18 protein-coding genes are annotated in these 14,751 nt (G+C 41.1%); 8 read left to right on the top strand and 10 right to left on the bottom strand.

Annotated elements, in window-relative coordinates:
• The 4 genes from E0H81_RS08795 (at position 1) to E0H81_RS08780 (ending at position 3,005) form a co-directional block, all read left to right on the top strand.
• Positions 1 to 396: a septum formation initiator family protein gene (locus tag E0H81_RS08795; RefSeq protein ID WP_131266413.1), complete on the top strand. Its 396-nt coding sequence runs from the start codon at positions 1 to 3 to the stop codon at positions 394 to 396.
• Positions 356 to 1,078 carry a 2-C-methyl-D-erythritol 4-phosphate cytidylyltransferase gene (gene ispD / locus E0H81_RS08790; protein WP_370984640.1) on the top strand — a complete coding sequence of 241 codons (723 nt, stop codon included), beginning with the start codon at positions 356 to 358 and terminating at the stop codon, positions 1,076 to 1,078. The genes E0H81_RS08795 and ispD overlap by 41 nt, the downstream gene beginning before the upstream one ends.
• An 82-nt stretch (positions 1,079 to 1,160) precedes the next feature.
• A complete protein-coding gene (rodA, locus tag E0H81_RS08785) occupies positions 1,161 to 2,297 on the top strand; it encodes a rod shape-determining protein RodA (protein WP_131318244.1) in 1,137 nt (378 codons plus the stop codon).
• Positions 2,298 to 2,348: 51 nt separating this feature from the next.
• Positions 2,349 to 3,005, top strand: a complete 657-nt coding sequence (locus E0H81_RS08780; protein WP_131318242.1) for a DUF6988 family protein — start codon at positions 2,349 to 2,351, stop codon at positions 3,003 to 3,005.
• Positions 3,006 to 3,048: 43 nt separating this feature from the next.
• Here the strand turns inward: E0H81_RS08780 and E0H81_RS08775 are convergent, their stop codons facing one another.
• The 10 genes from E0H81_RS08775 to E0H81_RS08730 all read right to left on the bottom strand — a co-directional run bounded on the left by E0H81_RS08775 (position 3,049) and on the right by E0H81_RS08730 (position 11,067).
• Positions 3,049 to 3,345 (bottom strand): cyd operon YbgE family protein, encoded by a 297-nt coding sequence (locus E0H81_RS08775; RefSeq protein WP_131318240.1) that lies wholly within the window; start codon positions 3,343 to 3,345, stop codon positions 3,049 to 3,051.
• A 3-nt stretch (positions 3,346 to 3,348) separates the two neighbouring features.
• Positions 3,349 to 3,450 (bottom strand): cytochrome bd-I oxidase subunit CydX, encoded by a 102-nt coding sequence (gene cydX, locus E0H81_RS08770; protein WP_131266408.1) that lies wholly within the window; start codon positions 3,448 to 3,450, stop codon positions 3,349 to 3,351.
• Positions 3,451 to 3,473: 23 nt separating this feature from the next.
• The gene (gene cydB, locus E0H81_RS08765) at positions 3,474 to 4,619 is read right to left on the bottom strand and encodes a cytochrome d ubiquinol oxidase subunit II (protein ID WP_131318238.1); all 1,146 of its coding nucleotides are present in this window, start codon (positions 4,617 to 4,619) and stop codon (positions 3,474 to 3,476) included.
• Complete coding sequence (locus E0H81_RS08760; protein ID WP_131318237.1) at positions 4,616 to 6,235, bottom strand: cytochrome ubiquinol oxidase subunit I; 1,620 nt, start codon at positions 6,233 to 6,235, stop codon at positions 4,616 to 4,618. Before E0H81_RS08760 ends, cydB begins: the two co-directional genes overlap by 4 nt.
• Positions 6,235 to 6,426: a cytochrome oxidase putative small subunit CydP gene (gene cydP / locus E0H81_RS08755; RefSeq protein WP_131266405.1), complete on the bottom strand. Its 192-nt coding sequence runs from the start codon at positions 6,424 to 6,426 to the stop codon at positions 6,235 to 6,237. Before cydP ends, E0H81_RS08760 begins: the two co-directional genes overlap by 1 nt.
• Positions 6,427 to 6,949: 523 nt before the next feature.
• The gene (locus tag E0H81_RS08750; RefSeq protein ID WP_131318235.1) at positions 6,950 to 8,044 is read right to left on the bottom strand and encodes a porin; all 1,095 of its coding nucleotides are present in this window, start codon (positions 8,042 to 8,044) and stop codon (positions 6,950 to 6,952) included.
• A gap of 252 nt (positions 8,045 to 8,296) precedes the next feature.
• Positions 8,297 to 8,710: an HIT family protein gene (locus E0H81_RS08745; protein WP_131318233.1), complete on the bottom strand. Its 414-nt coding sequence runs from the start codon at positions 8,708 to 8,710 to the stop codon at positions 8,297 to 8,299.
• A 31-nt stretch (positions 8,711 to 8,741) separates the two neighbouring features.
• Positions 8,742 to 9,011: a YARHG domain-containing protein gene (locus E0H81_RS08740; protein WP_131266402.1), complete on the bottom strand. Its 270-nt coding sequence runs from the start codon at positions 9,009 to 9,011 to the stop codon at positions 8,742 to 8,744.
• An 81-nt stretch (positions 9,012 to 9,092) separates the two neighbouring features.
• On the bottom strand, positions 9,093 to 9,965 hold the full coding sequence (locus tag E0H81_RS08735; protein ID WP_131318231.1) for an NAD(P)-dependent oxidoreductase: 873 nt from the start codon (positions 9,963 to 9,965) through the stop codon (positions 9,093 to 9,095).
• Positions 9,966 to 9,975: 10 nt separating this feature from the next.
• Entirely contained in the window at positions 9,976 to 11,067 is a 1,092-nt protein-coding gene (locus E0H81_RS08730) for an alpha/beta fold hydrolase (RefSeq protein ID WP_131318360.1), read from the bottom strand.
• A gap of 137 nt (positions 11,068 to 11,204) precedes the next feature.
• Here E0H81_RS08730 and E0H81_RS08725 point away from each other — a divergent pair, with 137 nt between their 5' ends.
• The 4 genes from E0H81_RS08725 (at position 11,205) to E0H81_RS08710 (ending at position 14,743) form a co-directional block, all read left to right on the top strand.
• The gene (locus tag E0H81_RS08725; RefSeq protein WP_131318229.1) at positions 11,205 to 12,392 is read left to right on the top strand and encodes an O-succinylhomoserine sulfhydrylase; all 1,188 of its coding nucleotides are present in this window, start codon (positions 11,205 to 11,207) and stop codon (positions 12,390 to 12,392) included.
• Positions 12,393 to 12,437: 45 nt separating this feature from the next.
• On the top strand, positions 12,438 to 12,767 hold the full coding sequence (locus tag E0H81_RS08720; RefSeq protein ID WP_131318227.1) for a YbaB/EbfC family nucleoid-associated protein: 330 nt from the start codon (positions 12,438 to 12,440) through the stop codon (positions 12,765 to 12,767).
• A gap of 12 nt (positions 12,768 to 12,779) precedes the next feature.
• The gene (gene recR / locus E0H81_RS08715) at positions 12,780 to 13,376 is read left to right on the top strand and encodes a recombination mediator RecR (RefSeq protein WP_131318225.1); all 597 of its coding nucleotides are present in this window, start codon (positions 12,780 to 12,782) and stop codon (positions 13,374 to 13,376) included.
• Between the two features lie 224 nt (positions 13,377 to 13,600).
• A complete protein-coding gene (locus E0H81_RS08710; protein WP_131318223.1) occupies positions 13,601 to 14,743 on the top strand; it encodes a ribonuclease D in 1,143 nt (380 codons plus the stop codon).
• Positions 14,744 to 14,751 lie beyond the last annotated feature (8 nt).

The raw sequence follows: 14,751 nt of genomic DNA, 5'->3' as shown, positions 1-14,751 counted from the left end.
ATGTTAAGTATATTTAACTCCGCTGCGAGTAAAGTATTATTGGGCCTCGCGATCATTTTGATCGCGGGGTTTCAGTACTTATTCTGGTTTGGCGAAGGTGGTTATCATGACCATCAAAAATTAGCCCAAAAAATTCAACAACAAACAGAAATAAATGCGGAATTAAAAGAACGTAACCGTGTCCTGGCTGCTGAAGTCTATGACTTGAAAAATGGTATTGAAGCCATTGAAGAGCATGCACGTTTAGACCTGGGTTTGGTCAAGCCGCGTGAAACTTTTGTACAAATGAGCATGATTGGCACACACTATAAACCAATTTATATTGACCCAAATGCCAAAGTCGATTTAAGAACAAATGAAGATGACACTGGAGCAGCACCTGCAAATGCGCCATAAAATTTGGGCGGTTATTCCTGCTGCGGGTTCTGGAAGTCGTTTTTCTAAAACTGAACTTAAACAGTATCAGATGATTCAGGGTCAAACTGTATTGGAACATACGGTAAGCCGTTTAAACGATTTACCGCTGTCGGGTTATGTGCTGGCGATCAGTGAAGATGATTCGGTTGCGAAAACATTAAATTTGGCTCAGCCGGATAAAGCTCATTTTTGTGTCGGTGGGGCAGAACGGGTTCATTCAGTCCTGAATGCGCTGACTTATTTAAGCCAGTTTGCGTCAACTGATGATCTAGTCTTTGTGCATGATGCTGCACGTCCTTGTGTGACCCAAGATTGTTTGAATGATTTAGTGAATACTGCAATACAGGAAAATTGTAGCGCGATTTTGGCAATTCCTGTACGTGATACTTTAAAAATGGTTGAACACGAAAATAATATTGAGAAAACCGTAAGCCGTGATTATTTATGGCAGGCCCAGACTCCGCAAATTTCAAAACTAGGCATATTGAAGCACGCGATTGAAAAAGCGTTACAAGATGGCATCACGATTACGGATGAAGCAAGTGCTTTGGAATATGTGGGCGAAACTGTAAAAGTGGTTCAAGGTCGTTCAGATAATATTAAAATTACCTATTCAGATGATTTGGAACTCGCAAAATTAATTTTAACAGTACAAAAATAAAATAAAATTGATGACAGATGTATTATCTGGCCGGCTTTAAATTTATACTTTGCCATCGCATTTAAACACTCAAATATTTCAAATGATACCATCATCCCAGTATCGTTTTTTACGTCACTCTTTACGTGATGGTAGAAGCATTAAACATGATTCATCCAGATGGGCTAGATTACACTTAGATCCATGGCTACTTTGTTTTCTTTTATTGAATTCAGTGCTGGGATTGATGGTGGTTTATAGTGCAACCATGCAAGATAACAGCATGGTCATCCGCCAAGCCACAAGCTTTGGTGTCGGCTTTATTATCATGTTTATCTGTGCCCAGATTCCACCAAAAGTCTATCAGGCAGCGAGTCCTTATTTTTATATACTGGGCGTATTGCTGTTGGTACTGGTGCTGATTATTGGCGATACCCGTCTGGGTGCCAAGCGTTGGCTGACTATTCCCGGGATAGGCAGTATGCAGCCCAGCGAGATTATGAAATTCGCTATGCCCTTAATGATGGCCTGGTTTTTTTCTCGTCGTGCTTTTCCACCAACATTTGTTCAGATCGTAATTGGACTGATGCTAATGATGTTTCCTTTTGTGTTGGTGGCTTTGCAGCCCGACCTGAATATTGGACTCATTATTCCCGGTATTTTTGCCTTATTTCTGTGTGGGATGTCATGGCGCCTCATTTTAGGCGCATTGACGGCTTTGGCAGTTGCGGCCCCATTAATCTGGATGTTCTTGTTACAGACCTACCAAAAGAAACGGGTTTTAACTTTGTTTGATCCAGAGTCGGATGCGTTGGGGGCAGGCTGGAATATTATCCAGTCGAAAATCGCCATTGGTTCTGGCGGTTTAACCGGAAAAGGGTATTTAACTGGAACACAATCGCATTTGGGTTACTTACCTGAACATCATACTGACTTTATTATGTCGGCCTATGCTGAAGAATATGGTTTTATCGGGGTGTTTTTATTATTCAGTCTTTTTGCTGCCATTATTATTCGTTGCTTAATGATTGGGTTGAATAGTTTCCATAATTTTGGCCGTCTATTTGCGGGCACCATTGGATTGACCTTCTTTTTCTTTGTATTTTTAAACTCAGGAATGGCAAGCGGGATTTTACCCGTGACTGGAGATCCATTGCCGCTGATGAGTTATGGTGGGTCGGCCGTTATTTCGTTATTGGCAAGTATGGGCATTGTGATGTCGATTCATACCCATCGTTGATATTAAAAAGCTAGATTTGATCTAGCTTTTTTGTTTTTTGGGAGAAATAAAATGGATTTATTTGAACAATCTTTTTTGATGATGGATGAGCTAAATAGAGAATTAGAAAATTCTAAATTAATGGACGGGGTTATTCGACTAGATCTGGTTTATCAGTGTTGTTATATTTCGATGGAACATAGTGTGGCTGTTAAGTCATTGTTAAAAGCAAAACTTTATACTTCAGTACTAGCATTGTTTCGTATTCAATTTGAATCCGTTGTGCGGGCATACTGGGTATTACTTAGGGCATCTAATGACCAAATTTTAAAAATGCAGACTTTAAATGTGAATGAGCTTTTTAAAAATGAAAAAATGCCAATGGTTTCTGAAATGATTGAGCAATTGAAAAATATAGAAGAAATAAAAGCTATAGCATTGCAATTTGAAGAGTTTAAATTTTATTCATTAAAGCATCTAAACTCTATAGTTCATACGGGTAAACACTCGCTTATAAGAAATTCAGTTGGTTTGACTCAAAAACAATCTTTAGATGTTATAAAACAATCAAATGGATTCGTCGCGATGGCAGCGCAACTACTCTTAAGACATGCAGGTAAAGAAAAATGGATACATATTTTGTATGCTAAATACCGAGATTGCTTCTTAATGCAGGAGGATATTTCTGCTGAAGATAAACAACGAATTGATGCGATGTACAATCGGTAAAATTCAAAAAGCCCTCAATCGAGGGCTTTTTGACAATCAATGTTTAGGTGATGAACCAAGTGTAATAACCCCAAAGCATGAGTGGCCATGCCAGAAATGGACTAAATAACCATTTCCATAACCAGAACTTTGGAATAAAACCTACACCGTGAATAAAGCCACCTGAAATACCGATCATGATATACATCATGGTTCGGTGACTATATTCACCATTTGCATCTAACATCATCGCTGGATGAATCAGTAAAACGCCTGCAAGCGGCAATGCCAACAAAAAGGAAATCGCCATGGCAAACTTGTTTGGCTTTATGGTTTTTGCAGTTATTGCGACTTCAGTCATTTTTTATTCCTCGTCCAAATCGTGATGGTGTTCGATGTAAAGAGCGCTAAGCACACCTGCAAAACACGCCATTAAAACGCCAAGAATCCAAGCGAAATACCACATATCTATTCTCCTTGCACACAAGCCTAGTAAAGGCTGTGTGAATTATCCTGAACGTGTTTATTGGTGATCACACCCCACATTTTGTAGTAACACCAAGTGGTGTAACACAAGATCAGTGGGACGAAAATACAAGCAGCTACGGTCATTACAGTAAGGGTGTTTTTACTTGAAACCGCATCCCACATGGTCAAGCTAATCGCAGGATTAAGGCTAGATGGCATTAAGAACGGGAATAATGCAAAACCGGCAGTGAGGATTGAACCGACGACAGCAAGACTTGAACCTAAAAAGCTGAAACCCGCCTTATCTTTACCCGCAGCAAGCACCACGATGATGCCGCCAAGAATACCCGCAACTGGTGCAAGCATAGTGATTGGGTAAGTTGAGTAGTTGTTCATCCAGCCGTGGTTGCCATTGGTAAGCACTTCTTTGGCTAATGGATTGGCAACCCCATTGGTATCAAATGGTTGTACCAATGTATAACCTTCAATACCACCGAAGTATAACCATGCACCTGCACCCAAGAAGCATGCCAAGAACAGCATGCCCATAAGTTGAGTGGCTTTGGCTGAGCGTGCACGTAAATCGCCATCGGTACGAAGCATGAGCCATGCACCACCGTGTGCACAAAGCATTGATAAGCTGACTAAACCGCAAATCACTGCAAATGGATTCAGCAGGGCAAAGAAGCTACCTGTATAGGTTGATCGCACAGTTTCATCTAGGGTAAATGGAACACCTAAGAACATGTTGCCGAATGCGACACCAAAGACTAATGCTGGCACAGCACCACCGACAGCTAAACCCCAATCCCAAGACGTACGCCATTTGGTATTTTCTAGTTTAGAGCGGTAGTCAAAACCGACAGGCCGTAAGAATAAGGCGAACAAGACCAGAAGCAGCGCCCAATACATACCAGAGAAAGCTGTTGCATAAACCATCGGCCATGCTGCAAACAGTGCACCACCCGCAGTAATAAACCAGACTTGGTTGCCGTCCCAGTGTGGGGCAATGGTATTGATTGCCGCACGACGCTCGTTATCATTTTTGCCTACGAATGGCATAATGGCCATTGAGCCCATGTCAAAACCATCGGTGAGGGCAAAGCCAATCAGCAATACGCCTACCAGTACCCACCAGATAATTTTGAGAAGTTCATATTCGATCATGATTGAGCCTCTCCAGATACGCCTTCAGGAAGAACAGTGTTGTCTTGCTCAGCTTCTACTTGAGCATTTGGTTTTTCGAAATGGTATTTACCGGTATGTAAAGAACTTGGGCCCAAGCGAGCGAACTTGATCATCAAGTACATTTCGATAATAAGAAGTACGGTATAGAACGCTGCAAGCGCGATGATTGAACCCCAAATATCACCAGTGCTTAGACTTGAAGCAGAGAGATGTGTTGGTAAAACTTCACCAATGGTCCACGGTTGACGGCCACCTTCAGCGACATACCAGCCAGTTTGTGTAGCGATCCAAGGCAATGGAAGACCGTAAAGTGCAAATCTAAGCAACCATGGTTTGTTTTCCGCATTGCGTTTAGCCACGGCATAAGTTGCAAGGATGAATAGAAGCAACATTAAGAAACCAGAAGCAACCATGGCACGGAACGAGAAGAACAAGGCAGTTACGTTAGGAATGGTATCTTTGGTTGCAGCTTTGATGTGCTCTTCAGAAGCATCCACGACATTTGCTGTATATTTTTTAAGAAGTAAGCCATAACCCAAGTCTTTTTGGTTCTCCTTGAAAGAAGCCATAAGTGCTGGAGAACGGTCGCCTGCACGAAGTTTTTCAAGTTCGCCATATGCAGTCATACCATTACGGATACGGACTTCATGTTGAACCATTAGGTCTTTCAGACCAGTGACTTCTTTATCTAAAGAACGTGTCGCAATGATACCCATAACGTATGGAATACGAACAGCATAATCGGTGCGTTGTTCTTCCTGATTAGGAATACCGAACAATGTAAATGGCGCAGGTGCCGGGTGAGTTTCCCATTCCGCTTCAATCGCAGCTAGTTTGGTTTTTTGCACATCACCCAATTCATAACCTGATTCATCACCCAGTAAAATTACAGAAAGTGTAGAGGCTAAACCAAAGATTGCAGCAATCGCGAAAGAACGGCGTGCAAAAGGCAGATCACGTTTTTTGAGCATGTAATAGCTGGAAATTGCCAGAACGAAAACTGCCCCAGTCACATAACCTGAAGATACCGTATGGACAAATTTAACCTGAGCCACCGGGTTGAAAATCAGTGCGCCGAAATCAACCAGTTCCATACGCATGGTTTCAAAGTTGAACGCTGCACCGACCGGATTTTGCATCCAGCCATTGGCAACTAAAATCCAAAGTGCTGACATGTTGGAACCGAGTGCAACCAGCCAGGTCACGCCTAAATGCTGGGCTTTGGAAAGTCGATCCCAGCCAAAGAAGAATAGACCAATAAAAGTCGATTCTAAAAAGAATGCCATGAGGCCTTCAATAGCAAGTGGCGCACCGAAAATGTCACCTACATAGTGAGAATAGTAGGCCCAGTTTGTACCGAACTGGAATTCCATGGTTAAACCGGTCGTTACCCCTAAAGCGAAGTTAATACCGAAGAGTTTGCCCCAGAATTTGGTCATGTCCTTGTAAATTTCTTTACCGGAAATCACATAGGTGGTTTCCATAATGGCAAGAATAAAAGCCAGACCAAGAGTAAGAGGTACAAATATAAAGTGATACAACGCGGTCATTGCAAATTGGAACCGCGAAAGATCGACCACGCTTTCAGAAATCATCAACGTGTCTCCTTGATTGGGGAAGGACTGCCGGCAATACGCTCGGCAACTTGAGAGTCAAAATTTTTGGGAATAGTGGGGGCGTCGAACCAGATATGTTTAATCGTCAGTAAGAGAGCAATCTTAATTATTAATATGATTGTGATCTCGCGAACTAATCGTTGATTAAAATCTTTGGGTATTAAGCTCATGTGAATAAGCCTACTTTTAAAACATAATGTATATTATTAAACAAAAAGTAACTAAAAATAAATAGATTAAACAGTTAAAATAAAAATATATTATTAAAGATAATTAAAACAATAACTTAAATTAATGTTGTGTTAAAAAATAAACTAATTTTTATTATTTTAAAGTTGACTAAAATGCTGTGTATTAATGTTTTTAATCCCGACTAAAATGGTCATGTATTATATTTAAAGTTGACTAAAACAGTTATGTTTAATATTTAAAATCAGACTAAAATAGTCTGAATTATTAAAAGCGTTATTTTAAAATAATATTTATGAAATGAGATTGATTTGTATTTTAATTAAAATACAGATTTTAAAAAGAGAAGAATACTAAGGACGAGGGAATAAGGGTAAAAGAAGACATTGGATATTTTATTTATGAAAGCAGTTATGAGAATATGATTTAAATAAAAAGACCGCCCCGAGGCAGTCTCATGTTAATGATTTTAAATTTTAGAGCCAGATTTATACAAGTTGAATTTTAGAATTTGATTTCCATACCTAGGCCGTAAACACTTTCATCAGCGTTACCTTTTTTAGGTGAGTTATCCCATTCACGCTGAATTGCGTTAGCAAACAATTTAGTTTGGCTGTTTAATTTGTAATCTGCTCCAATACCCCATTGGTCTACAGAGCTATCACCCGATGCACCACCCAGTACTGCATAGTCAGTATCCGCTTGTTGATATTGGGCTTTAAACGTCCACGGTGTATTTGCAAGTTTGTAAGTTGCAGAGATTAACCAGGCATCTTCTTCTACTTTATTATAGTCACCTGCATAAGCGGGTGTAACCGAAAAGGCTTCAAGATTGGTGTAATCTGAAATTTCAGCAGTTTGCCACATTGCACCTAGATATAAGCCAGTCGCACCAATTTTACCCAAGTCGAAAGAACCACCAACACGGATGGCATCAGCCGGCGCATTTGAGATACCCACAGCAGCGAAGTCGCCTACAGATTTGAAGTTGCCTGCAATAACACCTTCGAAGCCTAGATCTTTATTGGCATAAGAAATTGAGGTAGAGATACCATCACCAATGCTGTCACGTGCTCCATCAGTATATTTAGTTGTTTCAGTGGTAGATTCACCTTGTTGAGCTTGAAGCGCAAATACTACGCCACCCATCAGTTTAGGATCGGTTTCAATACCAATAACATTTTCTACACGTTCTTCGCCGTACATCATTTCTTTAATGTCAGCGTGTGCATAGTCATTAAATACATCACGGTAGCCACCCGTAGCGTCTTTAAATGGGGTATCCATAATGCCGGCTTTCAAAGTACCTACATTAGCCCACTTTAAACCAGCGAAAATATTACGTTTTTTAAATACATCATCACCACCATCGACATCAATTTCCCATTCGGCCTGGTAAATGGCAGCGAGTTGATCGGTTAGTTTTTCCTCACCTTTCACCCCAATACGTGAAGCATTTGAATTGACTTCTGTTTTGTCATCTTTTCCATCATCATAGCTGTCAACACTGACATTTACTTTACCGTACAAAGTAGGTGCTGCCTGTGCTGCACTCATCCCCATAGTCGCTACAACAGCAGCGAGAAGCAATTTATTCATTAAGATTTCTCCAAAACACGGTTCTAAATGGCATTCGCCTGACCTGACACTTCTTTTTAGTTTGCTTAAGTACAAAAAGTTGCAGAAGCTCACCAACTTGCTTTGCAGTATCTGTAATGTTTGTGACAGCGAAGTGAACAATAAATGACAGTTTGGTGAAGCATTTGGAGGGATCTTTAAATTAATTTTTCTTTTTTTATTCTGCATTTATAAAAAAAGGAGCCGAAGCTCCATTTCTTGAATTGATTTAAATCAAAGTGCGGCTTTAATTTTTTCAGCCAGAGCTTTAATTTTTTCTTGATCACCCATGTGCAAAGCATGTTTGCCCAACTCATGAACCGAACTTGGAATGAGGTGGAAATGCACATGCGGAACAGTTTGACCCGCAGATGCCCCAGATAGCTGCATGAGTACAATGCCTTTGACATCAAGTGCTGTTTTCATCGCTTGTGCAATTTTTTGCACAATCTGAATGGTATAGGCAGCAGCTTCAGGTGGCAGATCAAGCAAGGTTATCGCAGGGGTTTTAGGAATCACCAGGGTATGACCTTCAGCTTGTGGCATGATATCCATAAAGGCGAGGACTTGATCGTCTTCATACACTTTAATTGCAGGAATTTCATTGCGGATAATTCGCGCAAAAATATTTTGATCATCGTAAAGCATGCTTAATCCTTGAAAGTGATTTGAACTGTAATTATTTACAGTTCAATTCTTTCTGACGATCTTTGATGGCGTCAAGTCGTTGTTGCTCTTTTTCTGAAAATTTTGGTTTAGTTGTATAGCAATTATCATTGCCAAACTTCGCCTTGGCATCAGGGTCTTTAAAGCAAAAACCTTTAGATGCGTAAATGACATCATGGTCGTTCTTCAATTTTTGACATTCTTGCTCTGCAGTCGCCGCAAAAGCATTTGCCCCAATAAAAGTTGCAACACTAGCAAATACTGCAACACTCAACTTAGTCATGAGAGTTTCCTCTGTAAGAACATTGTGTATAACATATAATCACAATATTAGGTTTCGTTATCATTATTCAATGGCGAGTTATTACTCAAGTGTAATTTTACTCCATGATTCATACATTTTCACAGCGCTAGAAAAGTCACTGTCTTTTTCTGATAAATCACTGGAAGCCTGGATTAAACTTTGAGTGAGGGCAATGACTGGCGCAGAGAGTTTGGCTTCACGAACCAGGTCTAAAGCAATACCGGTATCCTTGGCTAGTAATGGCAGGGCAAAGGTCAGCGGGAAACTACGGTTTAAGATACGCTGCGGTAAAACAGTTTCCGTAACGCCACTTTTGCCACTGGATGCATTAATACAATCCAGGGCTTCGTTCAGGTTTACACCATGCGCTTTAAGGGCAGTAAAGCCTTCAGCAACTGAACAAAGATTTACAGCCAATAACATATTGTTAACCGCTTTAACTGCAAATCCTGCACCCGGGCCACCAACATGCTTAATCAGTTTGCCAACGGCTTGAATGGCAGGCAGTGCTTTTTCGAAAGCGCTGGCTTCACCGCCAATCATCACGGTTAAAGTCGCACTTTCAGCACCAATGGTTTGACCACTCACAGGTGCATCAAGGAAATCTACATGTTGTAATTTGAGTTGCTGTGCCAGATTTTTTGCAGATTCAGGAACACCACTGGTGCAATCGACCCATACAGCGCCAGACTTAATTTGAACCGATGCAATGAGATCTTCCACTTCTTTGCTGGTCGGCAGGCAAGAGAAAATAATGTCTGCTTGAACCGCCTGTTTCAATTCAACTGCCTGAGTGCCATATTCAGCAGCATGTTGCTTGGCTTTTTCGAAATTACGGTTCCATACATAAACCGTGTCGAAATGTTTAGGTAAATGTGCTGCCATACGGTAACCCATAGCACCTAAGCCGATGAATGCAACTGACTGAATCATGATGTTTCCTTTATATTCTGCTTGATCTGTGTTTTAGCCAGGTGGTCATAAATGGCCAGAACTCATTGGCACTGGCTCGGCTCGACATCAGCCCCAAATGACCACCCGGGATAAGAGTAAACGTGACATCCTGGCTATTTGTCAATTCAATTAAAGGCTTAACGGCATTTTCAGAAACAATCTGATCGCTACGACCCGCACCCACCAATAAAGAGCACTCTATATTTTTTAATTCGATATTCTTATCTTGTAATTGGATAACGCCGTTTTTTAGCGGATTTTGTAGCCAGACATTAAAAATCATGTCCTGATTGATCCCCCCAGGATAATCAATCATGCGGTTAAGAAAATGCCCCATAGTGGCGTGTTCATATAAAATTTCCGGGTTATCCAGATTGAGCAGCAGCTGCTTTTGGCTTTGAATCCATCCCAGCGGGTCTATAATTTTAAACCCGAATGCATTGAGTAATCCCGGAGTGTGAATCAGGGATTTGGGTAAAGTTTCAGAATAGATTTTGTTTTGCAGCGCTTTATTTTTGGCAATCAGCTGATTGGCCTTTTGAAAAAGCTTGCCGGTACGACCCGAGGCATGACTATCTACCGGACTGCCCAATACAATTAAATTTTTAACGTGGTTCGGTTTATGCAATGCACAATACAACATCACAAAGACACCGGACATGCTCCAGCCATGTAGTGAAATTTCATCGCTGTTTGAATGCTGACGAATCTGTTCAATGCAATGTGGAATTGCATCATCAATAAATGACATGAAGTTGAGGAAACGATCTTTATAGTTGTATTGACCCCATTCGACTAGATAGACATCAAAACCACTGTTTTGAAAATGCTTTACCAATGAGCGGTAGGGGTACAAGTCATAAATGGCCATGTTGATGGCAAGCGGTGCAACAAAGACTAACGGTTCTTTAAATTGTTTGTCCGGTGAGGCGTAATAACGCACACGGGTTTGTTTATATTCTGCAATGACTTCATAAGGCGTGGTTTGCGATAGAACCAGCGATTTTGAATTGAATAAACTGGTCGACAGGTTTTTGAGTTTACTTTTCTGTTTGGCAATTTTATTTTTAACTTGAATCATTGCTGCAGGTACTAACATATGAGTGGATTGATCGAAGTGTAAGCGATATTTATGCATTATACCTTGACCTTAAATGCCATAGGCGCTCAAAATGTTGGCAATTATTAGCAACAGTAGTCCAGGACTGGGTAGGAAAGATGAGCCAACAAGACGACATTGAATACCAATTAGATACTTTAGCCATTCGTACAGGTCATACACGTAGTTTTGAAGGTGAGCATGGCGAGCCAATTTTCCTGACCTCTTCATTTGTCTATGAAAATGCAGCAGAAGCAGCCGCTAAATTTTCCGGTCAAGAACCGGGAAATATTTATTCGCGTTTTACCAATCCGACTGTAGCAATGTTCGAAAAGCGTTTAGCTGCCCTGGAAGGTGCTGAACGTGCTGTGGCAACCAGTTCTGGTATGGCAGCCATTATGGCTGTGGCAATGTCATATTTGAAATTGGGTGATCATGTCATCTGTTCACGTGCCGTGTTTGGTTCAACTGTATCCTTGTTTGAAAAATATGTGGCTAAATTTGGCGTAACTGTCGATTTTGTTGACTTGACAGATTTGCAGGCATGGAAAAATGCCATCAAGCCTGAAACCAAACTGTTGTTTGTAGAATCTCCATCCAACCCGCTTGCTGAAGTTGCCGATGTTCAGGCCTTGGCAGATCTTGCTCATGCCAATGGTGCATTACTGGCGATTGATAACAGCTTCTGTACCCCGGTATTGCAACAACCAATCAAATTCGGTGCGGACCTGGTGGTTTACTCGGCGACTAAATATCTTGATGGTCAAGGCCGTGCTTTAGGTGGCGCCGTGGTCGGTAACCACAAACTGCTTGAAGACGTATTTGGTTATGTACGTACCACCGGTCCATCAATGAGCCCATTTAACGCTTGGGTATTCTTGAAAGGTCTGGAAACTTTACGTTTACGTATGCGTGAACATTCAGCAAGTGCACAGAAACTGGCTGAATTCTTGGATAACCACGAAAAAGTTGAAAAAGTGTATTACGCCGGTTTAACTTCGCATGTGGGTCATGAACTTGCAGCGAAACAACAAACTGGTTTTGGCGGTATTGTTTCGTTTGAAGTCAAAGGTGGTCGTGAAGGGGCTTGGAAAGTCATCGACAATACCCAATTTATTTCTATTACCGGTAATTTAGGGGATGCGAAATCGACAATTACTCACCCAGCGACCACAACTCACGGTAAACTCTCACCGGAAGCCAAAGAAGCTGCAGGTATTCGTGAAGGTTTAATTCGCGTATCTGTTGGCTTAGAAGATATTGATGATATTATTCGCGACATTCGTCGTGGTTTAGATTTAATCTAATTTTTTATAGACATTGATTTAGAAATTGATTGTTCGGAGAATTTTATGAACATTAATATGTTGATGCAGCAAGCGCAGCGCATGCAGAAAGATGTTGAAAATAACATGAAAAAAGCCAAAGAAGAGCTTGCTCAAACTGAAGTTCATGCGGAAGCAGGCGGCGGTTTGGTGAAAGTGACCATGACTTGCCGTAACGTGGTAAAACGTATCGAAATCAGTCCTGAACTTCTTCAAGACGATGCCGATATGATTGAAGACTTGATTGCTGCTGCAATGAATGATGCGGCGCGTCAGGCGGAAGCGGTTTCTGAAGAACGCATGAAAGCGGCAAACTCGGGTATGGGCTTGCCACCAGGCCTTGCCGGTTTATTCTAAGGAATACGTTTAGTGTTTAGTGATCGATTTGATCAACTGGTACAAGCTTTACGTATTTTGCCAAGTGTTGGGCCGAAATCGGCTCAGCGCATGGCATTGCACCTGATCATGAAAAATAGAGAAGGTGCAGTCGGCTTGGCCCATGCCTTAAATGAAGCAACCACCTATATCCATGAATGTAGCGTTTGTCATTCACTGACTGAAAATGAAGTGTGTGATATTTGCCTTTCGCATGAACGTGATGATCAGCTGCTATGCGTAGTTGAATCACCTGCAGATGTGATGGCGATTGAACAAAGTGGCAGTTTTCGTGGTAAATACCATGTGCTGGGTGGGCATTTATCGCCACTTGATGGGATTGGGCCTGAAGAAATTGGTATTCCGTATCTGATTCAGCGCCTGAGTCAAGGCAATGTTTCTGAAGTGATATTAGCCACCAATGCGACTGTAGAAGGTCAGGCAACTGCACATTACCTGGTTGAAGCCAGCAAGCATTTACCGCTGCAAATGACCCGTATTGCTCAAGGTGTTCCTCAAGGGGGAGAGCTTGAATATGTGGATAGTCATACTTTGAGTCAAGCGGTCCATAACCGGATGCGTATGAAATAAGTGCCATGGTACTTATTTCATCACTTTTGTTTAGCTTGAAATTTGAGTTTTCCTGGTTTTAATTAAGCTTAAACTTATACAAAAAATATATAAAAGCTGATTGTGTTTTGATTTAAACCCTAAAATAGAGTGAATATGCGTGCTAGATGTAAAATTTGTTATATCTAAATGTTATATATCGGTTAATATGTTTTTAAAGAGAATCTGATTTTAGACTCGGTAATATGTTTCAGTTCATTCAGCACCAAAAAGACTTAGAAAATATTTTGCATTTGATGGGTCAGACATCCATTTACGGATTAGACACAGAATTCATCAAAGTGGATACCCTTTGGCCTAAATTAGGTGTATTTCAAATCAATGTTGCAGGTCAGGTCTTTTTGCTTGATGGGACAAGTCTGGATTTGTCTGCATTTTGGAAAAAACTGTTTCATGCTCAACAAAATATATTCCATGCCTGTAGTGAAGATATTGATCTGATCTATCACTATGCACAGCAAAAAAGCCTAAGCAATGTTTTTGATACCCAGGTCGGTTTGTCTTTTCTGGGACATGGACTGCAAGTCAGCTATCAAAATGCGTTGAAACAAATCCTTGATGTCGATATAGATAAAGATCAGACACGGTCTGACTGGTTGGCACGTCCGCTTAGCCCGGAACAGCTGAGCTATGCAGCCAATGATGTGCTGTATTTGATGAATTTATCTAATAAAATTCAGCATGAATTAAACGATAAAAATTTACTTGAGTTTACGCTTGAAGATTGCCGTCATCTGACCCATGAGATTGGTCAGGAAACCCCGTTGGAATTGCTCTACCATGATGTAGGGAATTACCGGCATTCGCGCCGTCAACTGATGCAATTACAGCAACTGGCGGTGTGGCGTGAGCAGATGGTTAAAGCGCTGAATTATCCGCGTAGCTTTATTCTGAAAAATTCCAGTATGATTGATTTGGTGGAAAAGAATCCGCGTAATCATTTCCAGTTATCCAGCATTAAAGATATCCGTCAAAATATCGTGCGCGATCATGGCAAGACCATTTTAGATCTATTAAAATTCTTGCCGGAGCAGGCAGAATGGCCACTTCGTATGGCACGTCCAATTCGTCATTCCTCCAAAGATATTGGTGAAAAGGTCGATAAAGTCATTGATGCTGTAGTAGAAGAAACCACAGTGCCGAAAGAAGTGTTAATGCGTAAAAAATGGCTGAATGCCTTGTATCAGCATGTGGTCTTTCATAATGATGAGCAGGATTTGCCGGCTTATCTTTTGGGTTGGCGCTATGAGCTGTTAACCAAGCCACTGATTGATGTTCTGCATGCTGACGAGCAATATCTGTCTACCCAAATGAAGGTGATGGAATAATTTTTAAA

The organism is Acinetobacter terrestris (genome assembly GCF_004331155.1).
In the GTDB taxonomy this organism is placed as follows: domain Bacteria; phylum Pseudomonadota; class Gammaproteobacteria; order Pseudomonadales; family Moraxellaceae; genus Acinetobacter; species Acinetobacter terrestris.
This window is presented reverse-complemented; position numbering and strand designations above follow the sequence as displayed.

Bases quoted from the DNA above. Each gene is read 5' to 3' on its own strand.
- E0H81_RS08795 (WP_131266413.1), top strand. From the start codon at position 1: ATGTTAAGTATATTTAACTCCGCTGCGAGTAAAGTATTATTGGGCCTC.
- ispD (WP_370984640.1), top strand. From the start codon at position 356: ATGAAGATGACACTGGAGCAGCACCTGCAAATGCGCCATAAAATTTGG.
- rodA (WP_131318244.1), top strand. From the start codon at position 1,161: ATGATACCATCATCCCAGTATCGTTTTTTACGTCACTCTTTACGTGAT.
- E0H81_RS08780 (WP_131318242.1), top strand. From the start codon at position 2,349: ATGGATTTATTTGAACAATCTTTTTTGATGATGGATGAGCTAAATAGA.
- E0H81_RS08775 (WP_131318240.1), bottom strand. From the start codon at position 3,345: ATGACTGAAGTCGCAATAACTGCAAAAACCATAAAGCCAAACAAGTTT.
- cydX (WP_131266408.1), bottom strand. From the start codon at position 3,450: ATGTGGTATTTCGCTTGGATTCTTGGCGTTTTAATGGCGTGTTTTGCA.
- cydB (WP_131318238.1), bottom strand. From the start codon at position 4,619: ATGATCGAATATGAACTTCTCAAAATTATCTGGTGGGTACTGGTAGGC.
- E0H81_RS08760 (WP_131318237.1), bottom strand. From the start codon at position 6,235: ATGATTTCTGAAAGCGTGGTCGATCTTTCGCGGTTCCAATTTGCAATG.
- cydP (WP_131266405.1), bottom strand. From the start codon at position 6,426: ATGAGCTTAATACCCAAAGATTTTAATCAACGATTAGTTCGCGAGATC.
- E0H81_RS08750 (WP_131318235.1), bottom strand. From the start codon at position 8,044: ATGAATAAATTGCTTCTCGCTGCTGTTGTAGCGACTATGGGGATGAGT.
- E0H81_RS08745 (WP_131318233.1), bottom strand. From the start codon at position 8,710: ATGCTTTACGATGATCAAAATATTTTTGCGCGAATTATCCGCAATGAA.
- E0H81_RS08740 (WP_131266402.1), bottom strand. From the start codon at position 9,011: ATGACTAAGTTGAGTGTTGCAGTATTTGCTAGTGTTGCAACTTTTATT.
- E0H81_RS08735 (WP_131318231.1), bottom strand. From the start codon at position 9,965: ATGATTCAGTCAGTTGCATTCATCGGCTTAGGTGCTATGGGTTACCGT.
- E0H81_RS08730 (WP_131318360.1), bottom strand. From the start codon at position 11,067: ATGATTCAAGTTAAAAATAAAATTGCCAAACAGAAAAGTAAACTCAAA.
- E0H81_RS08725 (WP_131318229.1), top strand. From the start codon at position 11,205: ATGAGCCAACAAGACGACATTGAATACCAATTAGATACTTTAGCCATT.
- E0H81_RS08720 (WP_131318227.1), top strand. From the start codon at position 12,438: ATGAACATTAATATGTTGATGCAGCAAGCGCAGCGCATGCAGAAAGAT.
- E0H81_RS08710 (WP_131318223.1), top strand. From the start codon at position 13,601: ATGTTTCAGTTCATTCAGCACCAAAAAGACTTAGAAAATATTTTGCAT.